Source organism: Streptococcus mitis (genome assembly GCF_002096835.1).
Lineage (GTDB): Bacteria > Bacillota > Bacilli > Lactobacillales > Streptococcaceae > Streptococcus > Streptococcus mitis_W.
In genome coordinates this window covers 81279-104934 of record NZ_NCVG01000016.1, presented here as the reverse complement: position 1 = coordinate 104934, position 23656 = coordinate 81279, and the positions used below count along the sequence as shown (strand labels likewise).

The 23656-nt window shown below is 40.6% G+C and carries 25 protein-coding genes and 1 pseudogene; 20 read left to right on the top strand and 6 right to left on the bottom strand.

What is annotated here, in order from left to right:
• Positions 1-100 precede the first annotated feature (100 nt).
• A complete protein-coding gene (locus B7699_RS01385; RefSeq protein WP_004256189.1) occupies positions 101-724 on the bottom strand; it encodes a cysteine hydrolase family protein in 624 nt (207 codons plus the stop codon).
• 254 nt (positions 725-978) lie between these two features.
• Between B7699_RS01385 and B7699_RS01380 the strand changes: the two genes are divergently transcribed.
• The 9 genes from B7699_RS01380 to B7699_RS01335 all read left to right on the top strand — a co-directional run bounded on the left by B7699_RS01380 (position 979) and on the right by B7699_RS01335 (position 9554).
• A complete protein-coding gene (locus B7699_RS01380) occupies positions 979-1539 on the top strand; it encodes a TetR/AcrR family transcriptional regulator (RefSeq protein WP_000111607.1) in 561 nt (186 codons plus the stop codon).
• 173 nt (positions 1540-1712) lie between these two features.
• On the top strand, positions 1713-2027 hold the full coding sequence (locus B7699_RS01375; protein WP_002880183.1) for a hypothetical protein: 315 nt from the start codon (positions 1713-1715) through the stop codon (positions 2025-2027).
• Between the two features lie 142 nt (positions 2028-2169).
• Complete coding sequence (locus B7699_RS01370; RefSeq protein WP_002877065.1) at positions 2170-2352, top strand: hypothetical protein; 183 nt, start codon at positions 2170-2172, stop codon at positions 2350-2352.
• 160 nt (positions 2353-2512) lie between these two features.
• Complete coding sequence (gene lctO / locus B7699_RS01365; protein ID WP_000120714.1) at positions 2513-3649, top strand: L-lactate oxidase; 1137 nt, start codon at positions 2513-2515, stop codon at positions 3647-3649.
• A gap of 274 nt (positions 3650-3923) precedes the next feature.
• A complete protein-coding gene (locus B7699_RS01355; RefSeq protein ID WP_084926916.1) occupies positions 3924-4319 on the top strand; it encodes a CopY/TcrY family copper transport repressor in 396 nt (131 codons plus the stop codon).
• 10 nt (positions 4320-4329) lie between these two features.
• A complete protein-coding gene (locus B7699_RS01350) occupies positions 4330-4701 on the top strand; it encodes a cupredoxin domain-containing protein (protein ID WP_000935077.1) in 372 nt (123 codons plus the stop codon).
• 9 nt (positions 4702-4710) lie between these two features.
• Positions 4711-6954, top strand: coding sequence for a heavy metal translocating P-type ATPase (locus B7699_RS01345; RefSeq protein ID WP_084886859.1), 2244 nt, complete (start codon positions 4711-4713; stop codon positions 6952-6954).
• Positions 6955-7276: 322 nt separating this feature from the next.
• Positions 7277-9052: a pyruvate oxidase gene (spxB, locus tag B7699_RS01340; protein ID WP_000191819.1), complete on the top strand. Its 1776-nt coding sequence runs from the start codon at positions 7277-7279 to the stop codon at positions 9050-9052.
• 154 nt (positions 9053-9206) lie between these two features.
• Positions 9207-9554, top strand: a complete 348-nt coding sequence (locus B7699_RS01335) for a VOC family protein (RefSeq protein ID WP_001052638.1) — start codon at positions 9207-9209, stop codon at positions 9552-9554.
• 165 nt (positions 9555-9719) lie between these two features.
• Here B7699_RS01335 and B7699_RS01330 read toward each other — a convergent pair whose 3' ends face one another.
• Positions 9720-10064, bottom strand: coding sequence for a lipopolysaccharide assembly protein LapA domain-containing protein (locus B7699_RS01330; protein WP_084926915.1), 345 nt, complete (start codon positions 10062-10064; stop codon positions 9720-9722).
• Positions 10065-10390: 326 nt separating this feature from the next.
• On the opposite strand from B7699_RS01330, the gene B7699_RS01325 reads away from it, so the two are divergent.
• From B7699_RS01325 to manA, 3 genes and pseudogenes are all read left to right on the top strand, one after another.
• Positions 10391-10651, top strand: coding sequence for a SemiSWEET family transporter (locus B7699_RS01325; protein ID WP_070528089.1), 261 nt, complete (start codon positions 10391-10393; stop codon positions 10649-10651).
• Positions 10652-10779: 128 nt separating this feature from the next.
• Positions 10780-12219 (top strand): annotated as a pseudogene (locus B7699_RS01320) (6-phospho-beta-glucosidase).
• Between the two features lie 120 nt (positions 12220-12339).
• Entirely contained in the window at positions 12340-13284 is a 945-nt protein-coding gene (gene manA / locus B7699_RS01315) for a mannose-6-phosphate isomerase, class I (protein WP_084926914.1), read from the top strand.
• A gap of 40 nt (positions 13285-13324) precedes the next feature.
• Here the strand turns inward: manA and B7699_RS01310 are convergent, their stop codons facing one another.
• Positions 13325-14665, bottom strand: coding sequence for a sodium-dependent transporter (locus B7699_RS01310; protein ID WP_084926913.1), 1341 nt, complete (start codon positions 14663-14665; stop codon positions 13325-13327).
• 340 nt (positions 14666-15005) lie between these two features.
• Between B7699_RS01310 and B7699_RS01305 the strand changes: the two genes are divergently transcribed.
• Positions 15006-15746 carry a MerR family transcriptional regulator gene (locus tag B7699_RS01305; protein ID WP_084926912.1) on the top strand — a complete coding sequence of 247 codons (741 nt, stop codon included), beginning with the start codon at positions 15006-15008 and terminating at the stop codon, positions 15744-15746.
• Between the two features lie 41 nt (positions 15747-15787).
• Here the strand turns inward: B7699_RS01305 and B7699_RS01300 are convergent, their stop codons facing one another.
• The 3 genes from B7699_RS01300 to B7699_RS01290 are packed head-to-tail and all read right to left on the bottom strand — an operon-like array spanning position 15788 to position 18428.
• Positions 15788-16309, bottom strand: a complete 522-nt coding sequence (locus B7699_RS01300) for a DUF1697 domain-containing protein (RefSeq protein ID WP_000400044.1) — start codon at positions 16307-16309, stop codon at positions 15788-15790.
• A gap of 37 nt (positions 16310-16346) precedes the next feature.
• A complete protein-coding gene (gene aao / locus B7699_RS01295; protein ID WP_084926911.1) occupies positions 16347-17525 on the bottom strand; it encodes an aminoacetone oxidase in 1179 nt (392 codons plus the stop codon).
• Positions 17526-17582: 57 nt separating this feature from the next.
• Positions 17583-18428 (bottom strand): DegV family protein, encoded by an 846-nt coding sequence (locus B7699_RS01290; RefSeq protein ID WP_024057020.1) that lies wholly within the window; start codon positions 18426-18428, stop codon positions 17583-17585.
• Positions 18429-18552: 124 nt separating this feature from the next.
• Between B7699_RS01290 and B7699_RS01285 the strand changes: the two genes are divergently transcribed.
• From B7699_RS01285 to B7699_RS01250, 7 genes are all read left to right on the top strand, one after another.
• Entirely contained in the window at positions 18553-19110 is a 558-nt protein-coding gene (locus B7699_RS01285; RefSeq protein WP_020903480.1) for a TetR/AcrR family transcriptional regulator, read from the top strand.
• A gap of 18 nt (positions 19111-19128) precedes the next feature.
• Entirely contained in the window at positions 19129-19596 is a 468-nt protein-coding gene (locus B7699_RS01280; RefSeq protein WP_000136976.1) for a deoxycytidylate deaminase, read from the top strand.
• An 88-nt stretch (positions 19597-19684) separates the two neighbouring features.
• On the top strand, positions 19685-20314 hold the full coding sequence (gene upp / locus B7699_RS01275) for a uracil phosphoribosyltransferase (protein ID WP_000515974.1): 630 nt from the start codon (positions 19685-19687) through the stop codon (positions 20312-20314).
• Positions 20315-20486: 172 nt separating this feature from the next.
• Positions 20487-21077 (top strand): ATP-dependent Clp protease proteolytic subunit ClpP, encoded by a 591-nt coding sequence (clpP, locus tag B7699_RS01270; protein WP_000613471.1) that lies wholly within the window; start codon positions 20487-20489, stop codon positions 21075-21077.
• A 78-nt stretch (positions 21078-21155) separates the two neighbouring features.
• The gene (locus B7699_RS01260) at positions 21156-21443 is read left to right on the top strand and encodes a YlbG family protein (protein ID WP_084926910.1); all 288 of its coding nucleotides are present in this window, start codon (positions 21156-21158) and stop codon (positions 21441-21443) included.
• A gap of 63 nt (positions 21444-21506) precedes the next feature.
• On the top strand, positions 21507-22667 hold the full coding sequence (locus tag B7699_RS01255) for an ABC transporter substrate-binding protein (protein WP_000726117.1): 1161 nt from the start codon (positions 21507-21509) through the stop codon (positions 22665-22667).
• Positions 22668-22783: 116 nt separating this feature from the next.
• The gene (locus tag B7699_RS01250; RefSeq protein WP_000941421.1) at positions 22784-23653 is read left to right on the top strand and encodes a branched-chain amino acid ABC transporter permease; all 870 of its coding nucleotides are present in this window, start codon (positions 22784-22786) and stop codon (positions 23651-23653) included.
• Positions 23654-23656: the final 3 nt, after the last annotated feature.

Genomic DNA, 23656 nt, shown 5'->3' with positions numbered 1-23656 from the left:
TTGAACAAAGTGAAAGCCAGCGTCTTTAGGCGCTGGCTGGTAATTTGGGCTTATAGCCCTGGGACAAACCACCCGTTTGACGGGTGGTCATGATTTAATACTAAAGTTGAGCGATAACTTCCTCAGTTGTCAAAACTTGGTTGGCAATGTAGCCGTAGTTTGTTAGTGCAGCTTGGTAGGCTTCTTCACCTGGAGCACCGACAGCATCGTTAACAACAATGACATTGTAGCCTAATTCTATGAGTTCACGCATGTGTGAATCCACGCAGAGATTAGCATTCATACCAGCCAAGATGACGGTGTCGATACCATTTTTGCGGAGTTGAAGGTTAAGGTCGTTGCTTTCTGGGCCAAAGATTTTATGTCCGTTGACAACAATAGTATCTTCATCCAAAAATGGTTTAATCTCTTCAATCATATCTGCTCCAGAGCCTTCTGGAATTGCTGAATACTGGCTATCACGCCAAAACATTTCGTTTTCAATCATCATCGTTTCACCAGCAGCTTTAAATTGCCACTTGTGATCGTGTGGATAGAAGTAGTGCGGTGAGATAAAACGCTTGTAGCCACGCTCTTTAGCAAGAGCTAAAAGCTTTGTCAGATTTTCAATAGTATTAACTTTTTCAAGAACATCTTTAGTTGCTCCGAATCCTTTACCAGTAGATTTTAAGAATTCAACTTGCGGGTCTGTGATAACAAATGCGACATTTTTCTGATTGAACATGAGGTTCCTCCTAATATGATTTGAATAACAGCCAATAGGAATTTAGACTGTTAGTTTGATGATTTTCCAAATGGTAGTTTTAGTTACATACTGACCGTTCGGTACAATTATAATAACATCTAAAATTGAATTTGTAAATTAATTTGCTCAGAACAAAAAATTTTAATGATAAAACAGTGGCAAAAGGAGGTGGTTTCAATTGTTTGGTCTCAGACTCTGAATCTGCTATAATAGGAAAAAAGAGAGGTGAGTAGATGAGCGTTAAAGAGCGTATTTTACAAAGTGCTGAGGAATTGATTTATCAGAAGGGTTATGTGGCCACCTCCATCAGTGACATCATGGAGGCAGCTGATGTTGGCAAGGGACAGCTTTATTATTATTTCAAATCTAAGAAGGAAATTGGTTTGACGGTCATTCAAGATATTTTAGCAAATTGGCGAAAAGAGCTTTTTGAAGATATTTTTGAAGCAGACAAGTCTGACAGTGACAAGTTTTCGGATATGATTGACTGGGTTTGTCAATTTCATGAAAGTCAGACGGTCTTTTATGGTTGCCCAATTGGTAATCTGATTGTGGAATTGTCCACAGAAGATGAGAACTTCCGCTGTCCTCTCAATGATTTTATGACCCAATGGACAGAGAAGTTAGCCAGCCTCTTGCAAGACCTGCATGCTGACTGGTCAGAAGAGCGGGCGCAGTTGCAGGCCCGTCAAGTCATCTCCAGTATTCAAGGCAGCATTGTCATTCTCAAAGTCAGCCAAGACATCCAAGTTTTAGAAAATAATATGACGGATTTGAAAAAGAATTATTGTTAATTTTTAGCCGAAGAATTAAAAGTATGTTAATTTATGGATTGTGGTTAAGAGGTAAGAATGACAACAGATATTAAAACTGAAATTGGTCATAGAGTAAGACAGGAACGTGAACGTCACAAATTGATGAGAGAAGAGGTCTGTGGACAGAAGCTGACTTAATAATCAAACAGCTGATGCGTACTGAGCTTGGGCAATCCTTGCCAACAATTACTAAGTTACAATATTTATCTAAGCGATTAGAAGTTCCGATAGATACTTTTCTTGAAAATAAAGAACTAGCTCTTCCTGAGGAAGAGTTGCTGAGTCTAGACTTGATTGAAAGAATATTAGACTTGATAAGAACAGGGACAGGTAGTTTCGCTGAAGATATTTTTGATGATTATTTTAAGCAAGTAACACTAAAGCAAGTTTACACATTCAATGATTTACTATTAATTGATTATTTTGCTATGCAATGTCAAGACTTGATTTATAGAAGAGAGCATTAGATGATTTTCGGATTAAGTTGTTGAAACAGCAATTAGTTAGTGATGAAATGTATAATGTAGAGCTACTATCAGTTCTTTGTGCCATAGCGGTTGTTTATGTTGTTCATAATGACTATAAACATATGATATCTCTAGTAAAAAGATGAATGAAATTTTATCAGTAACAACGTTGCAAGTCTATAAACCTGGAATTTCAGTATTTGAAGCTAAGTGCTATCTTTATTTTGAAAATGATAAAAATAAAGCAAAGGAACTTTATCACTCAGCAACTATACTAGCTGAACAATTTGATGATAAAGTATTAGAAAATGAAAAGATTATTTGAATTTCCATAACTTAAGAAAGTTCATCATTTTTAATTATCGCTGTAAAATGATTGAAAGTATGAAATTTCCAAACAAAATATTTGAAAAATTTTGAAAAAAGAGTTAGAATATTTTTTGTAATATACAAAGTAAACGCTTACTTATTAAGGAGGGCATTTTATGTCATACAAAACAAGCAATGCAGAAGGTCATGTAGATTTCATCAATACCTATGATTTGGAGCCAATGGCGCAACAAGTTATTCCTAAAGCAGCATTTGGCTATATCGCTAGTGGGGCGGAAGATACTTTCACTTTACGTGAGAATATTCGTGCCTTTAACCACAAACTCATCGTTCCGCATACGCTTTGTGATGTTGAAAATCCAAGTACAGAGATTGAATTTGCAGGTGAAAAATTGTCTTCACCAATCATTATGGCGCCTGTTGCAGCTCATAAATTAGCAAACGAACAGGGTGAAGTGGCGACTGCGCGTGGTGTGCATGAGTTTGGTTCTCTTTACACAACTAGCTCTTACTCTACTGTAGACCTTCCAGAAATTACAGAAGCCCTTCAAGGGACACCTCACTGGTTCCAATTTTACTTTAGTAAAGATGATGGAATCAACCGCCACATTATGGACCGTGTGAAGGCTGAAGGCTACAAAGCGATTGTCTTGACTGCAGATGCTACGGTAGGGGGCAATCGTGAGGTTGATAAGCGTAATGGTTTTGTCTTCCCAGTTGGTATGCCGATTGTTGAAGAATACCTGCCAGAAGGTGCTGGTAAATCAATGGACTTTGTTTACAAATCAGCTAAACAGCGCCTATCTCCACGAGATGTAGAATTTATCGCTGAATACTCAGGACTTCCTGTTTATGTCAAGGGGCCACAATGCCGTGAGGACGTTGAACGTTCGCTTGCTGCTGGAGCTTCTGGTATCTGGGTAACCAACCATGGTGGCCGTCAAATCGACGGTGGGCCAGCTGCCTTTGACTCACTTCAAGAAGTAGCAGAAGCAGTTGACAAACGCGTACCAATTGTCTTTGACTCTGGTATTCGTCGTGGCCAACACGTCTTTAAAGCCTTGGCTTCAGGAGCAGACTTGGTAGCTATTGGCCGCCCGGTTATCTATGGCTTGGCTCTCGGCGGTAGTGTTGGTGTGCGTCAAGTCTTTGAACACTTGAATGCGGAATTGAAGACAGTCATGCAGTTGTCTGGAACTCAGACTATTGAAGATGTTAAACACTTTAAACTTCGTCATAACCCATACAACCCAACCTTCCCAGTTGACCCACGCGACTTAAAATTGTATTGATAAAAGAGATTGCCTCCACTTGATGTGGAGGTTTTTGTTTGTGTTTTATACTCTTCAAAAATCTCTTCAAACCACGTCAGCTTCGTCTTGCCGTACTAAAGTACTGTCTGCGCCTAGCTTTCTAGTTTGCTCTTTGATTTTTATTGAGTATTAATCAATTTTGTAATGAAGATTAAAAAAAGTTAAAGATTTAATTTTTTATAATTGACAAATGTAGATTTTAAGGGTATACTGATAATTGTAATTGACAAATGTAGATTTTGGAGGTGTGCTAATGCAGATTTCAGATGCAGAATGGCAGGTCATGAAGATTATTTGGATGCAAGGAGAGCAGACTAGTTCAGATTTGATTAGGGTTCTGGCGGAGCGGTTCGACTGGTCCAAGTCGACCATTCAAACTCTTTTGGCTCGTTTGGTTGATAAAGAGTGTTTGACTCGGAAAAAAGAAGGCAAGTCCTTTGTCTATTCAGCCCTTTTAACTTTGGACCAAAGTCGAGATTTGCTTGTCCAAGATATCAAGGACAAGGTTTGTTCTCGTAGGATTAAGAACTTGTTAGCTGATTTGATTGCTGAATGTGATTTTACTCTGGCTGACTTGGAAGACTTAGAAGCTGTGATTTCTAAGAAGAAATCAAGTGCTGTAACAGAAGTAAGATGTAATTGTATGTAAAGGAGACGTCATGTTAAATAGTATTGTAACCATTGTTTGTATTGCCCTTATCGCGTTTATCTTGTTTTGGTTTTTCAAAAAGCCTGAAAAATCTGGACAAAAAGCCCAGCAAAAAAACGGCTACCAAGAGATTCGAGTGGAAGTCATGGGGGGCTATACGCCTGAGTTGATTATCCTCAAGAAATCAGTGCCAGCCCGCATTGTCTTTGACCGTAAGGATCCTTCACCCTGTCTGGACCAAATTGTTTTTCCAGATTTTGGTGTACATGCGGACCTGCCAATGGGTGAAGAGTATGTAGTGGAAATCACGCCTGAGCAGGCTGGAGAGTATGGTTTCTCTTGTGGCATGAATATGATGCACGGCAAGATGATTGTAGAATAGGAGAATGATATGACTGAAATTGTAAAAGCAAGTCTTGAAAATGGTGTTCAAAAAATCCGTATCACGGCAGACAAAGGCTACCATCCAGCCCACATTCAACTGCAAAAAGGAGTTCCTGCTGAGATCACCTTTCACCGTGTGACACCTTCAAACTGTTATAAGGAAATTCTGTTTGAAGAAGAAGGCATCTTGGAACCAATCGGCGTAGACGAGGAGAAAGTCATTCGTTTTACACCTCAAGAATTAGGCCAACATGAATTTTCTTGTGGCATGAAGATGCAAAAGGGAAGCTATACAGTCGTTGAGAAGACTCGAAAATCTCTATCACTTTTACAGCGTTTTTGGATTACTAGTATCTTTACTGTGCCTCTTGTGATCCTCATGATTGGGATGTCGACAGGAGGAATTAGTCACCAAGTCATGCGTTGGGGCACCTTTTTAGCCACAACACCGATTATGCTAGTAGCAGGTGGTCCTTATATCCAAAGTGCTTGGGCTAGTTTTAAAAAGCACAATGCCAACATGGATACCTTGGTTGCTCTGGGAACCCTAGTGGCCTATTTCTATAGCTTAGTTGCCCTCTTCGCTGGTCTCCCCGTTTACTTTGAAAGTGCTGCATTTATCTTCTTCTTCGTTCTTATGGGAGCCGTTTTTGAGGAGAAAATGCGGAAAAATACTTCCCAAGCTGTGGAGAAATTACTTGACTTGCAGGCTAAAACTGCAGAAGTCTTGCGTGAGGATAACTATGTTCAAGTCCCTTTGGAGCAAGTCAAGGTAGGTGACCTGATTCGAGTGCGTCCCGGTGAAAAGATTGCGGTTGATGGTGTCGTAGTAGAAGGTATCTCTAGTATTGATGAGTCTATGGTGACAGGTGAGAGTCTGCCTGTGGACAAGACAGTTGGAGATACCGTCATTGGTTCAACCATCAATAATAGTGGAACACTTGTTTTTAGAGCAGAAAAAGTTGGTTCAGAGACTGTTTTGGCTCAGATTGTGGATTTTGTGAAGAAAGCTCAGACAAGTCGTGCGCCGATTCAGGACTTGACGGATAAAATTTCAGGGATTTTTGTTCCAGCAGTTGTCATTTTAGGGATTGTGACCTTTTGGGTTTGGTTCGTCTTGCTCAGGGATAGTGTAGTTGTGCTTGGAGCGAGCTTTGTGTCTTCGCTTCTCTATGGAGTAGCAGTTCTGATTATTGCCTGCCCTTGTGCATTGGGACTTGCAACACCGACAGCCCTTATGGTGGGGACAGGTCGCAGTGCCAAGATGGGAGTTCTCCTCAAAAATGGAACGGTTCTACAGGAAATCCAGAAAGTCCAAACTATTGTTTTTGATAAGACAGGAACTTTGACGGAAGGGAAACCTGTGGTCACAGATATCATCGGCGACGAAGTAGAAGTGCTTGGATTGGCAGCTTCCTTGGAAGAAGCTTCTCAACACCCATTGGCTGAGGCTATTGTTAAGCGAGCGACTGAAACTGGACTTGAGCTTCACACTGTGGAAAATTTCCAAGCCTTGCACGGAAAAGGTGTTTCAGGGCAAATCAATGGAAAACAAGTTTTGCTTGGAAATGCTAAAATGCTGGATGGCATGGATATTTCTAGCACTTATCAGGAAAAACTAGAACAACTGGAAAAAGAAGCTAAGACAGTTGTGTTCTTGGCTGTTGAGAATGAAATCAAAGGCTTGCTTGCTCTGCAAGATATTCCTAAGGAAAATGCTAAGCTTGCCATCAGTCAGTTGAAAAAACGAGGTCTTAAAACAGTCATGCTGACAGGAGACAATGCTGGTGTGGCGCGTGCCATTGCCGATCAGATCGGAATCGAAGAGGTCATTGCAGGTGTCTTGCCAGAGGAAAAAGCTCATGAAATCCATAAACTACAAGCGTCTGGCAAAGTAGCCTTTGTTGGGGATGGTATCAATGACGCTCCTGCCCTTAGTGTAGCAGATGTGGGGATTGCTATGGGAGCTGGAACAGATATTGCCATCGAGTCAGCAGATTTGGTGTTGACAACTAATAACCTCCTAGGAGTGGTTCGTGCTTTTGACATGAGTAAGAAAACCTTTAATCGAATTCTGCTCAATCTTTTCTGGGCCTTTATCTACAATGTCGCCGGAATTCCGATTGCAGCAGGAGTCTTTTCAGGTGTTGGACTGGCTCTCAACCCAGAACTGGCAGGTCTAGCCATGGCCTTTAGTTCTGTATCCGTTCTGACCAGTTCACTCTTACTAAACTTTAGTAAAATAGACTAAAAGCGGGCTTGCTCGCTTTTTATACTCTTCAAAAATCTCTTCCAACCACGTCAGCTTTGTCTGCAACCTCAAAGCTGTGCTTTGAGCAACCTGTGGCGAGCTTCCTAGTTTGCTCTTTGATTTTCATTGAGTATTATAAAACAGAAGCTAAAAACGTTTTCAAACTGTACTGTAATAGAGAATAAAAACTTCTGAGCAGATTCTTAGTAAAGTCAAAATAAATGTGATAAATTAGTATTGTAAAAATTTACTGAAACGTTTTCAAAAACTATATGAAACCTTTTTTAGTAGATTTAAAAATATTTGAAGGAGAGTTATCATTATGACTCAAGGGAAAATTACTGCATCTGCAGCAATGCTTAATGTATTGAAAACATGGGGCGTAGACACAATCTACGGTATCCCATCAGGAACACTCAGCTCATTGATGGATGCTTTGGCTGAAGACAAAGATATCCGCTTCTTGCAAGTTCGTCACGAAGAAACAGGTGCTCTTGCAGCGGTTATGCAAGCTAAATTCGGCGGCTCAATCGGGGTTGCAGTTGGTTCAGGTGGTCCAGGTGCGACTCACTTGATTAACGGTGTTTACGATGCAGCTATGGATAACACTCCATTCCTAGCAATCCTTGGATCACGTCCAGTTAACGAACTCAACATGGATGCTTTCCAAGAATTGAACCAAAACCCAATGTACAACGGTATCGCTGTATACAACAAACGTGTAGCTTACGCTGAGCAATTGCCAAAAGTAATCGACGAAGCTTGCCGTGCTGCAGTTTCTAAAAAAGGTCCAGCTGTTGTTGAAATCCCAGTAAACTTCGGTTTCCAAGAAATCGACGAAAATTCATACTACGGTTCAGGTTCATACGAACGTTCATTCATCGCTCCTGCTTTGAACGAAGTTGAAATCGACAAAGCTGTTGAAATCTTGAACAATGCTGAACGTCCAGTTATCTATGCTGGTTACGGTGGTGTTAAAGCTGGTGAAGTGATTACTGAATTGTCACGTAAAATCAAAGCACCAATCATCACAACTGGTAAAAACTTTGAAGCCTTTGAATGGAACTATGAAGGTTTGACAGGTTCTGCTTACCGTGTTGGTTGGAAGCCAGCCAACGAAGTGGTCTTTGAAGCAGACACAGTTCTTTTCCTTGGTTCAAACTTCCCATTTGCTGAAGTTTACCAAGCATTCAAGAATACTGAAAAATTCATCCAAGTCGATATCGACCCTTACAAACTTGGTAAACGTCACGCCCTTGACGCTTCAATCCTTGGTGATGCAGGTCAAGCAGCTAAAGCTATCCTTGACAAAGTGAACCCAGTTGAATCTACTCCATGGTGGCGTGCAAACGTTAAGAACAACCAAAACTGGCGTGATTACATGAACAAAATCGAAGGTAAAACTGAGGGTGAATTGCAATTGTATCAAGTTTACAATGCAATCAACAAACATGCTGATCAAGACGCTATCTACTCAATCGACGTAGGTGACACTACTCAAACATCTACTCGTCACCTTCACATGACACCTAAGAACATGTGGCGTACATCTCCACTCTTTGCGACAATGGGTATTGCCCTTCCTGGTGGTATCGCTGCTAAGAAAGACAATCCAGATCGCCAAGTATGGAACATCATGGGTGACGGTGCATTCAACATGTGCTACCCAGACGTTATCACAAACGTTCAATACGACCTTCCAGTTATCAACGTTGTCTTCTCAAATGGTAAATATGCCTTCATCAAGGACAAATACGAAGACACAAACAAACACTTGTTTGGTTGTGACTTCCCTAATGCTGACTATGCGAAAATCGCTGAAGCTCAAGGTGCTGTAGGATTTACAGTTGACCGTATCGAAGACATCGATGCAGTTGTTGCAGAAGCTGTTAAACTCAACAAAGAAGGTAAAACTGTTGTGATCGATGCTCGCATCACTCCACACCGTCCACTTCCAGTAGAAGTACTTGAATTGGATCCAAAACTTCACTCAGAAGAAGCAATCAAAGACTTCAAGGAAAAATACGAAGCAGAAGAACTCGTACCATTCCGCCTCTTCTTGGAAGAAGAAGGATTGCAATCACGCGCAATTAAATAATTCCTCTCGTCGAAAATCAAATTTAAACTGTGTTATCTTCACCTTGCCGTACTTCAGTACTGCCTGCGGTTCGATGCCTTGTTTATTCTTTGATTTTCTTAGAGCGAAACTTAAAAAGATCGGAGCAATCCGGTCTTTTTATGGAGGATAGTAAATGAATTTAAATCAATTAGATATTATCGTTTCAGATGTTCCCCAAGTCTGTGCTGACTTGGAGCGTATTTTGGATAAAAAGCCCGATTATGTTGATGACAGTTTTGCTCAGTTTACGATTGGCAGTCACTGTCTGATGTTGTCCCAAAATCATTTGATTCCTTTGGAAGATTTTCAGTCAGGAATCATTCTTCATATCGAGGTTGAGGATGTAGACCAGAATTACCAACGGTTGAAAGAACTTGGTATCCAGGTTTTAAACGGACCAACTGTAACCGATTGGGGAACAGAGTCCTTATTAGTTAAAGGGCCTGCTGGTCTAGTGATTGATTTTTATCGTATGAAGTAGGTAATTCTATTATCAAATTTTTTATCTAAACATTCTTGGAGTGAAACTTAAAAAGATCGGAGCAATTCGATCTTTTTTGTATTTATGCGACTTTCAGTCCGTCTCGCTCCGTTAGGTGCGAGACAAAAAACCACCCGTTTTCACGGGTGGTTATGATTTCTACACTTATTGTTTGGTTTCCTGTTTTAATTGTTGCACCTGTTCCTCGTACTGGACAAGCTCCCTGTCTTTTATATTGATAGTCGCTTCTGCTTCAGCAATGCGGCTTCTCAGATCTTGAGTCTTGTTATGGTGATAGCTAATACCAATAGCACTACCAGCAATGATCCCGATTACTAGACAAGTAAAAATCACCAAAATCAAGGGAGCAGATAGTTGTGTAAAGACAAGACTGACAGTTACTGTTTGACGATTGAGTAGACCAAATGAGATCACAATGACTAATAAGCTCAAACCGCCAATTAGATAAGCCTTATCTTTCAGTGACAATTCATTAAATTTTTTTAGCATAAGTTCCTTTTCTCCTGACTATGTTGATAGAAAACTACACACCATTTAGGTATTAACAAAATTCATTTTACTAGAAAATTTCGATACTGTCAATAATTTCTAACGGCTTATTTACCATCAATCAATCGATTCATTGAAAAGGAGTATTCATTTTCTAATATTTGATTGAGTAAACAGAACGGAGCAATTCGGTCTTTTTTCTGTTCCCTCTTTCTTATAACAAGATTGTGATAGTTTATATCTTTATAACAAAAGTTTTAAAGACTTGATTGTTTTGAAAGAATATTTTAAAATAAGATTCAGTAAAAATGAAAGAGGTTTTGAAAATGTCTGAAAAACAAATGAAAATTTTGGGTTGGGTAGCGACCTTCATGTCCATTATGATGTATGTGTCGTATTTACCACAAATCATGAATAATCTAGCTGGTCAAAAAGGGAACTTCATCCAGCCCTTGGTTGCAGCTATCAACTGTAGTCTCTGGGTTTACTACGGTCTTTTTAAGAAGGAAAGAGATATTCCCCTTGCTGCTGCCAATGCACCAGGTATCGTTTTTGGCCTAGTGACAGCTATTACAGCTTTGATTTAAAAAGAAGACTGGTTTCAGTCTTTTTTTCGTACATTTGAGCAAGCTCAGGACATCATTACCCAGATAGTTCCAAACTTTTTGTCCCCTTTTTAGTATAATAGAACTAGCAAATCAAGTGAGGTAAAGTGATGACAGAAATACTACAATTTCCAGAGGGCTTCCTCTAGGGTGGTGCTACGGCAGCTAATCAATGTGAGGGTGCTTATAATCTCGATGGGCGTGGTTTAGCTAACGTTGATGTGGTACCCATTGGACCAGATCGTGAAGCCATTATCACAGGTCAGAAAAAGATGTTTTCGTTTGAGGAGGGCTATTTTTACCCAGCCAAGCAAGCTATTGATATGTACCATCATTACAAGGAAGATATTGCCCTTTTTGCGGAAATGGGCTTTAAGACTTATCGTCTATCCATTGCTTGGACTCGGATTTTTCCTAAGGGCGACGAAACAGTGCCAAATGAAGCTGGTCTAGCCTTTTATGAGGATTTATTTAAGGAGTGCCACAAGTATGGTATCCAACCTCTGGTGACTATCACTCATTTCGACTGTCCTATGCACTTGATTACAGAGTACGGTGGTTGGCGCAATCGTCGGATGTTAGACTTCTATGAAAAACTTTGTCGCACACTCTTTACCCGCTATAAGGGTTTGGTCAAATATTGGCTTACCTTCAACGAAATCAACATGATTCTCCATGCCCCCTTTATGGGAGCTGGGCTCTGTTTTGAAGAAGGAGAAAATCAAGAACTGGTTAAATATCAGGCTGCACACTATGAGTTGGTAGCTTCAGCTCTTGCGACAAAGATTGCCCACGAAATTGACCCAGAAAATAAGGTGGGATGTATGTTGGCTGCAGGGCAATACTATCCTAACACAGCCCATCCAAGAGACTACTGGGCAGCCATGGAGGAAGACCGCAAGAGTTACTTCTTCATTGATGTTCAAGCGCGTGGGGAATACCCAAACTATGCCAAGAAGCAGTGGGAGCGTGAGCGAATCGAGATTCAAATGACTGCAGAAGATTTAGAGTTGTTGAAGGACAATACTGTTGACTTTGTTTCCTTCTCTTACTATGCAAGTCTAGTAGCCTCAGGTGATCCAGAAGTGAGGAATATGACCGCTGGAAATGTCTTTGCCTCTATCAAAAATCCTTATCTGGAATCCTCTGAATGGGGTTGGCAGATTGACCCATTGGGACTTCGTATCACCCTCAATGCCATCTGGGATCGTTACCAAAAACCTATGTTCATCGTAGAAAATGGACTCGGTGTTATAGACACGCCAGATGAAAATGGCTATGTAGCGGATGACTATCGAATTGCTTATTTAGAGGCCCACATCAAGGCTATGCGAGATGCCATTTACCAAGATGGGGTTGACTTGCTCGGTTATACGACTTGGGGATGTATCGATTTGGTTTCAGCTGGAACGGGCGAAATGAACAAGCGCTATGGCTTTATCTATGTGGATCGAGATAATGCGAGTCAAGGAAGTCTCAAACGGAGCAAGAAGAAATCCTTCTACTGGTACAAGGATGTCATTGCCAGCAATGGTGCAAGTATTGAGTAGAGCACATTTGTTCACTATTTTTATAAAATCTTCTCTCTACTTTATATAATAGGAAAAAGAGTTCAATTAGACCTGGCTTTTTGCTATAATGAGGGGAGAAAAATCAGACAGGAGAATAAGATGTCAGAACCATTATTTTTACAATCAGTTATGCAAGAAAAAATCTGGGGTGGTACCAAGCTACGTGATGAGTTTGGATACGACATCCCAAGTGAAAAAATCGGAGAATATTGGGCCATCTCAGCCCATCCAAATGGTGTCTCTAAAGTTGCCAATGGTTGCTACGAGGGAACAGATCTTGCTACTTTATATGCAGAGCACCGTGAATTGTTTGGCAATCGTCCAGAACCTGTATTTCCACTGTTGACTAAGATTCTGGATGCTAACGACTGGCTCAGTGTTCAAGTTCATCCAGACGATGCTTACGGACTCGAGCATGAAGGCGAACTTGGAAAAACAGAATGCTGGTACATCATCGCTGCGGATGAAGGTTCAGAGATTATCTATGGTCACAATGCCAAGTCAAAAGAAGAACTCCGCCAGCAAATCGAGGACAAGAATTGGGATGCTTTGTTGACAAAAGTACCAGTTAAAGCTGGAGATTTCTTCTATGTGCCAAGTGGCACCATGCATGCTATTGGTGCAGGTATTTTAATCCTTGAAACCCAACAGTCTAGTGACACAACCTACCGTGTCTATGACTTTGACCGTAAGGATGATAATGGTAACTTGCGTGAACTTCACCTTGAAAAATCTATCGATGTTTTGAACATTGGAGAGCCTGCCAATAGCCGTCCTGTAACTGTTAAAGCAGATGATTTGCGTTCCACTCTCCTTGTATCTAATGATTTCTTTGTAGTTTACAAGTGGGAAATCACTGGAAAAGTTGATTTTGAGAAGACAGCTGATTACACCTTATTCAGTGTCTTAGCTGGTCAAGGTCAGCTAACTGTTGACGGAAAAAACTATCCAATCCAAAAAGGCAGCCACTTTATCCTACCAAGTGATGTTGAAGCTTGGATTCTGGAAGGGCAAGGTTTGGAATTGATTGTTAGTCATCCATAAAAAAGAAAGGGCCTGAGTTCATTACTCAAGTCCTTTTTGATTACATAAATTGGGCGATAAAGACCACGATGATGATGATAGGAATGATAAAACGAAGAAGGAAGAGCCAGACCTGGAAAAGTCCCTGTTTACATGCTCGTTCATCAAGGTGTAGTTCCTCCATGGCAAGAGCCTTCTTAAAAATATAGCCTGTAAAGAGTGAAAGGCAGAGAGCACCAAATGGCATGAGGAGATTAGAAACCAAGAAGTCCATAGCATCAAAGAAGGTCTTCCCAAATATATGAACATCCGCCATAACACCGTAAGATAGGGCTGAAGGAATTCCAAAGACAAAGGTCAAGATTCCTAAAATAGCACTCCATTTAGCACGCTTACTGTTGTCCTGATTGGTGATATTACCCACATTGATTTCCAGCATAACAACGGAAGAAGTGACCGTCGCAAAGAGGAAGAGCAGGAGGAAGAGGATGTAGAAAATGGTTCCAAAAGGCATCTTGTCAAAGAGCTGAGGCAAGACGATAAATAGCAAGCTTGGTCCCCCTTCAGACTGGATATTGAAGGCTGACATGGCTGGGAAAATGGCTAGACCTGCCATGATGGATACCGAGATATTCATGGCTACGATGGAAATCCCTGACTGAACCAGATTGGTTTTCTTATCCAAGTAAGAAGCATAGGTCAGCATGGCTGTAACCCCTAGTGAGAGGGCAAAGAAAGATTGTCCCAGAGCATATAGGAGACCAGCACTGGTCAGTTTTGAAAAGTCTGGTTTGAGGAAGTAAAGAACCCCTTCCATGGCATTTGGCAAACTGAGAGAACGACCGATGATGACGACAAAGATGATAAAGAGCAGGGGCATCATGACTTTCGATGCTCTTTCAATCCCTTTTTGAACCCCACGTGATACAATAAAGATATTCAATAAGATAAAGGCCGCTTGAGCTCCTAGGGCAATGGCTGGATTTGAAATGATTGAAGTAAATAATTGAGCATAATCACCAGTTCCGCTAAGTTGGAACAATTTTCCAAACTCAATGCCTAGATAGACTAAAATCCATCCTCCAATAACACTGTAGAAAGATAAGAGGATAAAGAGGGCGAAGGCACCAATCCAACCGATAAAGTTGTACTTGCTATTCTTGCCGAGTTTTCCAAAGGTTTTGATTGCTGAGACACCAGCACTTCGGCCGAGAGCAAATTCAGCCAGCAAAAGGGGGAAACCAATTAAAATAGTGGAAATGAGAAAGACAAGTAAAAAGCCTCCTCCACCATTAGCAGCAGTCATGTAGGGGAATTTCCAAACGGCACCAAGTCCGATGGCTGAACCAGCAGATGCTAGGATAAAGCCCAGTTTAGAACCCCATTGCGATTTTTCAGACATAGTTAAACTCCTAAAATTAGTATTACAAAAGAAAAAGCTACTGCCCTTGGCAAATAGCCTCATCAGTACTCAAAATGAGCCTTTCTTTTGATTGATAGACTTGACTATCCTATCATGTTTTCTAAGGTCTGTCAAGAAAACCATTTTCATGTTATGATAAAGTAAAAAATTTCGCAAAAACGCTTGACTCTGACCTAGGGGGAGGGGTTATACTATCAATGTAATACTCTTCGAAAATCAAATTCAAACCACGTCAGCGTCGCCTTACCGTACTCAAGTACAGCCTGCGGCTAGCTTCCTAGTTTGCTCTTTGATTTTCATTGAGTATAAGGAGGAAATCATGTACCATATAAAAGAAGCTGCCCAGCTTTCGGGTGTCTCTGTCAAGACCCTGCATCACTACGACAAGATAGGGCTCTTGGTTCCTTTAAAGTCGGAAAACGGCTATCGAACCTACAGTCAGGAGGATTTGGAACGCCTTCAGGTTATTCTTTATTACAAATACCTAGGTTTTTCTTTGGAAAAAATAGCAGAGCTATTAAAGGAAGATAAATCAGATTTATTGCCTCACTTGACTAGACAGTTGGACTATTTGACTCGAGAAAGGCAACATCTGGATACCTTGATTTCCACCTTGCAAAAAACCATTCAAGAACAAAAAGGAGAAAGAGAAATGAGCATTCAAGAGAAATTCGCAGGATTTAACTATCAAGACCATCAAAAATACCACCAAGAGGCGGTAGAGAAGTATGGACAAGATGTGATGGACCAAGCGCTCGAGCGCCAAAAAGGTCACGAAGACGAAGCTACGGCTGCCTTCAATCAAGTCTTTCGAGCCTTGGCACAAAATCTTCAAGCTGGTTTGCCTGCAACAGCAACTGAAAACCAAGAGCAAGCAGCCAAGCTCTTGCAAGCCATCCGTACTTATGGATTTGATTGTACTATTGAAGTATTCGGTTATATCGGTAAAGGCTACGTTTATAACCCAGAGTTTAAGGAAAACATTGACAAATTTGGACCTGGAACAGCCCAGTACACATCAGATGTGATTGCTCATTATGTCCAAACTCAGACAAAATAAAATCGGAGGAGTATTCTTCCGATTTTTACTAAATTCAAGCACTATTTGCTTAATAATTTTTCTACCACATTTAGTTTTCGCATGGTCAAATCTACATTAAAAAGCTTTTCAAGATAGTTGGTATGGAGTTTCTTTTGTTTAGCAGTTCTAGGGAGATAGAGGTAAAGACAATGGTTACCGATACAAATTTCTTCTTCACCGTAATCAATTTTCAATTTTTCTAAAGGGAGACTTTGAATAGATTCTTGATAAAAAATCACATGTATACGGTCATAAAGATAGTGTTCTCCAAACGGGTTTTCTTGGACAATTTTTTTAAAATCACTTTTGTTCTTGATAACCATTTTTAAGTCGGCCCCAATTTTTTCCTTTATCAGAGTATGAACACATTCTCGTATTTCTTCTAAATCTAAATCACTTTCAAGAATGATATTCCCACTTTGAATATAGGTTCGAACGTGTTGAAAACCAGCTTCTGTTAAAATATCTACCAAATAAGACATTTTCGGGATAGCATTTTTTCCATTAGGAGTAACACCTCTTAGTAAAATAATATGTTCCAAAGGACTTCCTTTCTTATTTTGTATTTTAGTCATTCAATTATTTATATATTTGATTTGAGCCTGCCACCCAACCGGTACAGAGGGCTGAAGTGATATTAAAGCCACCCGTGTGGGCATTGATATCCATGACTTCGCCAGCAAAGTGAAGGCCAGGTACCAGCTTACTTTCAAGGGTTTTAGGGTTGATTTCCTTAAGACTGACGCCCCCTTTGGTAACAAAGGATTTGGCAAGGGACATTTTGCCAGTCACAGGAATTTTGAGGGCCTTAATAGACTGGAGAAGTTGTTCACGTTCCTTTTCAGTCAGTTGTTTGACTTTTTCAGGATAGCCTTGCACAAAAAATTCTGCCAAGCGTTCTGGAAGCAAAGTTTTTAAAGCATTTTTCAAGGATTTTTCCCGATTTTCTTCTAGAAATGCCACCAAGTTGCTCTCAGAAAGTTGAGGCAAAACATCCAGTGAGAGAACCTCCCCATCCTTGACAAAGCTGGACATACGCAGAGCAGCAGGGCCAGACAAACCAAAGTGGGTAAAAAGCAGATCGTGAGTGATGACATGCTTGCCATAACTGAGGGTCACATCATCCAGAGAAATCCCTTGTAAGGCCTTGTGTGGGAAATCTGTCAACAAAGGACTTTCAGCGGCCTCAAGCTCGGTAATGGTGTGTTTAAAATGACGGGCAATCTCGTGACCGAAACCAGTCGAACCGGTGGAAGGGTAGGATTTTCCACCAGTTGTGACAATCAGTTTATCACAAGTGAAGATTTGGTCAGCTGATTTAAGAACAAATTGCTCATCTACCTTCTTAACCGAAACAATCTCGGTTTGAGTAGCAACTTGACCACCTAGCTCAGTGATTTTCTTTTCCAAGGCTTCGATAATGGTCCGAGACTTGTCACTAGCAGGAAAGACGCGTCCGTGGTCCTCGACTTTAAGTTTAACCCCATTTTCCGTAAAAAAGTTAATGATATCATGGTTATCAAATTGGGAGAAGACACTGTAGAGAAAGCGCCCATTTCCAGGGATGCCAGCTAGCAGATCGTCCAAGCTACCGTTGTTGGTTACATTGCAACGTCCCCCACCAGTCCCAGCTAATTTTTTTCCAAGTTTCCGATTTTTTTCGATGAGGAGGGTTTTCTGTCCATAAAAGCTACAGGAAATCGTAGCCATCATGCCAGCAGGACCTCCACCGATGACAATAGTATCAAAATGTTTCATAGGTCTATTGTACCACAAAAAAACAAGAGATGAAGTCACCTCTTGTCAAGAATGCAATTAATCAATTTCATATCCCATCAGCAAACCGCCATCTTCTGCATAAAAACTGCAGAGACCAGATGTTGGGAGAATTTTAATATCCGCCTGTGGGAAGGTTTCACGTATTCGGTCTGAAAGCTGTTGGCAACATTTCTCGTTATTACGTTGAGCCATGACAATACGGCCACCAGCATATCCAGCTTTAATGATTTCATCATAGGCAGCTTGAACTGATTTCTTTGGTCCTCGTGCTTTTTGTAGCAATTCGAGAGTTCCAGTTTCACTAGCTTCTCCGACCATACGGATATTGAGAAGGCCAACGACCGTACCGATAAGCTTGCTCAAACGGCCGTTCTTCACCAAGTTATCGACTTTAGCTAGGACAAAAAGTAACTTGGTTTTTTCTTGATAGGCGGTGATAGCTTCAACCACTTCTTCAAAAGATAAGCCCTGGTCGATCAAGTCATTCACTTTTTCTACGAGCAAGTCAACTTCCCCACCAGCAGACAAACTATCAATTATATGAATTTTAGTATCAGGATGTTCTTCCAGATAAATATTTTTTGCTAGTTGAGCACTATTGTGGCTTCCAGAAAGAGTACCAGTGATGGTTACTAGGAAAATGTTTTTGGCTCCTTCAAATGCTCGCAAATAATCATCTGGGCTTGGACAAGCTGATTTTGAAGCTTCTGCAGTTGCATACATGGTTTCCATCATTTGGTCAATGTCAAGACTGGCATCATCAACAAAGACCTGATCAGCTACTTGAATGGTTAAGGGCACACTTACAAAGGTCGTGTCAATAGCTGGTCTTGCCAGCTGACGATAATCACAACCAGAGTCAGCAATAATCTTCCAAGTCATAGAAATTCTCCATCTTTGTCAGTTATACATTGACAAAGGTTCTGTCTTTTTTTACAATTATATCATGAAAGCCCTTGAAACAAAAGCCTCATCCGTCTGTTGTGACAAGTAGAAAGAAAATGTTATGTCTGAACGTAGAATCTCTGAAAAGTCTCTTGAAAATCTCAGAAAATCAAACCAAGAATCCAATTTATTAACTAGAGAAGCCATCGAAACAGCCCTCTTGCAGCTCTTGGAAAAAAAGGACCTGACCAGGATTAGTATTTCTGAATTGGTCAAACGTGCAGGCGTTTCTCGTGCAGCCTTTTACCGTAATTATGATTCCAAAGAGGAGATTTTAGAAAGCGTCTTTAAACGAACTGTCCACAATATTATGGAACAGTTGCATCATTATGATTTAAAGACAGACCTTTATCTGGTCTGGGTTCACCTTTTCCGAGAGGCCAGAAAGGAAGCCAGAGTGATTCAATTGGCCTTGGATTACCATCTGGAAAAAATCTTTGTCCAAGCCATGCAGGAATTTTTAGAAAAATACCATGGGAAATCAAAAGGTGTCAGCTCTTATCTTCATTCCTTTTGGAGCTCGGCCATCGTTTCTGTCCTTCTAAAATGGATCAAGGATGGCATGAAGGTACCAGCTGAAAAGATTGCAGATTTAGGTTTACCATTTTTTAAAAAATAGAGAAAAAGGAGAAGAGATATGACTGAAAAAAGACTAGCATGGGATGAGTATTTTGCAGCCCAAGCCTTACTAATTGCCAATCGTTCCACTTGTAAACGTGCCAAAGTGGGCGCAATTTTGGTAAAGGATAATAAAGTTATTTCCACTGGTTATAATGGTTCGGTGTCAGGGACTGAGCATTGTATTGATCACGAATGTCTGGTCATCGAAGGTCACTGTGTTCGCACTCTTCACGCAGAGGTTAATGCCATTCTCCAAGGTGCAGAACGTGGGGTTCCCAAAGGCTTTACAGCCTATGTGACCCATTTTCCATGTCTAAACTGTACAAAACAATTGCTTCAGGTTGGTTGCAAGCGTGTGGTTTATATCAACCAGTACAGAATGGACGACTACGCCCAATACCTTTATCAAGAAAAAGGGACAGAATTGACTCATTTACCACTTGAGACAGTACAGACAGCTCTTAAAGAGGCTGATCTAATGTAAAAAATATCAAAAATAAATGGTTTAGAAAGATTTTTAAACCGTTTTTTGGTATAATAAGAAGAATAAATTGAAAGAAGGAATTCCAAAAATGGGAAAAATTGAAGTTATTAATCATCCACTGATTCAACACAAATTGTCAATCTTACGTCGTACAGATACTTCTACAAAAGCTTTCCGTGAGCTAGTAGATGAGATTGCAATGTTGATGGGATATGAAGTACTTCGTGATCTTCCACTAGAAGATGTGGAAATCGAAACACCAATCACAAAAACAGTTCAAAAACAATTGGCAGGTAAGAAATTGGCTATCGTTCCAATCTTGCGTGCAGGTATCGGGATGGTTGATGGACTTTTGAGCTTGGTTCCAGCTGCTAAAGTTGGCCACATCGGTATGTACCGTGATGAAGAAACGCTTCAACCAGTTGAGTACTTGGTGAAATTGCCTGAAGATATTGACCAACGTCAAATTTTTGTGGTAGACCCAATGTTGGCAACAGGTGGTTCAGCAATCTTGGCTGTTGATTCTCTTAAAAAACGTGGCGCATCAAATATCAAATTTGTCTGCCTTGTATCAGCACCAGAAGGTGTAAAAGCTCTTCAAGAAGCTCATCCAGATGTAGAAATCTTTACAGCAGCCCTGGATGAACGTTTGAACGAACACGGTTATATCGTTCCAGGTCTTGGAGATGCTGGGGACCGCTTGTTCGGTACAAAATAGAATTAAAAAGAGATTGACTTGGAAAAGGATTTCCAGTCACGAAAGGAGGTTGAATTTTTGTTTCTGTCTAATGAAAACAGAGCAAAAATTTGACCTTTTTTGACCAAGATATTATAATAGTCTTATCTTCAGTCATTTGACCAACAAAATTAAAACTCAAAAGGAGAAATAAATGATTCCTGTAGTTATTGAACAAACAAGCCGTGGAGAACGTTCCTACGATATTTACTCACGTCTTCTCAAAGACCGCATCATTATGCTGACAGGTCCCGTTGAAGACAATATGGCTAACTCTGTTATTGCCCAATTGCTTTTCTTAGATGCCCAAGATAGTACAAAAGATATTTACCTTTATGTCAATACACCTGGTGGTTCTGTTTCAGCTGGTTTGGCAATCGTTGATACCATGAACTTTATCAAGGCAGATGTCCAAACTATCGTTATGGGGATGGCTGCATCTATGGGGACTGTCATCGCGTCAAGTGGAGCAAAAGGTAAACGTTTCATGCTTCCAAATGCAGAGTATATGATTCACCAACCGATGGGTGGTACAGGTGGTGGTACCCAACAAACTGATATGGCGATCGCTGCAGAACACTTGCTTAAAACTCGTAACATCTTGGAAAAAATATTGGCTGAAAATTCAGGTCAGTCAATCGAAAAAGTCCATGCAGATGCAGAACGAGATAACTGGATGAGCGCCCAAGAAACACTTGAATATGGCTTTATTGATGAAATCATGGCCAACAATTCATTGAATTAATGATGAAAGAAGGCAAACTCGACTGGGTTTGCTTTTTTTGGTATAATAGTGAGAGATTTCTTAGAAAGAGGATTTATCATGTTTGAAAAAGTCAAACGATCTGGCTTGATTATCTATCTTTACTATAATCGTGATGCCAAAAAATTGCAGGATTATGGAGATATTACCTATCATTCCAAGAAACATCGTTACTTACAACTCTATGTTCCAACTCAAGAAATGGAGCAATTGGTCGGGCGCTTGGGCAAGGAAAAGTTTATAAAAAAAGTCAGGGTTTGTCATATCCAAGAGCTGGAAACACCCTTTGTGGGCAATCTTCATCGAGAGGAAAACGTTATCATCGAAAAAGTTCAAGAAAAGTGTTGACAATTTTCTGATAATTCGGTATATTCTTAACATGCTATTTAAGAAATAAGGAGACAAAAAAAGATGAAGAAAAAATTTGCCCTATCGTTTGTGGCGCTTGCAAGTGTAGCACTTCTTGCAGCCTGTGGAGAAGTGAAGTCTGGAGCGTCAAACGCTGCTGGTAACTCAGTAGATGAAAAGACAATCAAAATCGGATTTAACTTTGAAGAAACTGGTGCCGTAGCAGCCTACGGTACATCTGAACAAAAAGGTGCCCAACTTGCCGTTGATGAAATCAATGCTGCAGGTGGTATCGATGGAAAACAAATCGAAGTAGTCGATAAAGATAACAAGTCTGAAACAGCTGAGGCGGCTTCAGTAACAACTAACCTTGTAACCCAATCTAAAGTATCAGCAATCGTAGGACCTGCGACATCTGGTGCAACTGCAGCTGCGGTAGCTAACGCTACAAAAGCAGGTGTTCCATTGATTTCGCCAAGTGCGACTCAAGATGGATTGACTAAAGGTCAAGATTACCTCTTTATCGGAACTTTCCAAGATAGCTTCCAAGGAAAAATTATCTCAAACTATGTTTCTGAAAAATTGCAAGCTAAGAAAGTTGTTCTTTACACTGATAATGCTAGCGACTATGCTAAAGGTATTGCCAAAGCCTTCCGTGAAGCTTACAAAGGTGAAATCGTTGCAGATGAAACTTTCGTAGCAGGTGACACAGACTTCCAAGCAGCCCTTACAAAAATGAAAGGGAAAGATTTTGATGCTATCATCGTTCCTGGTTACTACACTGAAGCTGGTAAAATTGTAAACCAAGCGCGTGGTATGGGAATTGACAAACCAATCGTTGGTGGTGATGGATTCAACGGTGAAGAGTTTGTACAACAAGCAACTCCTGAAAAAGCATCAAACATCTACTTTATCTCAGGCTTCTCAACTACTGTAGAAGTTTCAGCTAAAGCAAAAGCTTTCCTTGATGCTTACCGTGCTAAGTACAACGAAGAGCCTTCAACATTTGCAGCCTTGGCTTATGACTCAGTTCACCTTGTAGCAAACGCAGCAAAAGGTGCTAAAAACTCTGGTGAAATCAAGGATAACCTTGCTAAAACAAAAGATTTTGAAGGTGTGACTGGTCAAACAAGCTTTGATGCAGACCACAACACAGTCAAAACTGCTTACATGATGACCATGAACAATGGTAAGGTTGAAGCAGCAGAAGTTGTAAAACCATAATAGAAAAATGTTGAAATAGGGAATGAGCCTCTGACTCACTCCCTGTTTCGATGTTTAAGAACCTATCAAAAAGTGAGGGGAAACCCTCAAAATTATAAATAGAAAGAGTGAATCTTATGCTCCAACAACTAGTAAATGGTTTGATTCTAGGTAGTGTTTATGCGCTGTTAGCCCTAGGATATACCATGGTTTACGGAATTATCAAGCTCATCAACTTCGCCCACGGTGATATTTATATGATGGGAGCCTTTATCGGTTATTTCTTGATTAATTCTTTCCAAATGAATTTCTTTGTAGCTCTTATTGTAGCTATGTTAGCGACAGCCATTCTTGGTGTCGTGATTGAGTTCCTTGCTTACCGACCTTTGCGTCACTCTACTCGTATTGCTGTTTTGATTACGGCTATTGGGGTTTCTTTCCTATTGGAGTATGGGATGGTCTATCTGGTTGGTGCCAATACCCGTGCCTTCCCTCAAGCGATTCAAACAGTTCGCTATGATTTGGGACCAATCAGCTTAACAAATGTGCAGTTAATGATCTTGGCCATTTCCTTGATTTTGATGATTTTGTTACAGGTCATTGTCCAAAAGACTAAGATGGGGAAAGCCATGCGTGCTGTATCTGTAGATAGCGATGCGGCGCAATTGATGGGGATCAATGTAAACCGTACTATCAGCTTTACCTTTGCTTTGGGTTCAGCTCTTGCTGGTGCAGCTGGTGTTCTGATTGCCCTCTATTATAACTCTCTTGAGCCTTTGATGGGGGTTACTCCAGGTCTTAAGTCTTTCGTTGCCGCAGTACTTGGTGGTATCGGGATTATTCCTGGTGCGGCTCTTGGTGGTTTTGTGATTGGTTTATTGGAAACTTTTGCGACAGCCTTTGGAATGTCAGACTTCCGTGATGCCATTGTTTATGGAATCCTGTTGTTGATCTTGATTGTCCGCCCAGCAGGTATTCTTGGTAAAAATGTGAAAGAGAAGGTGTAAACG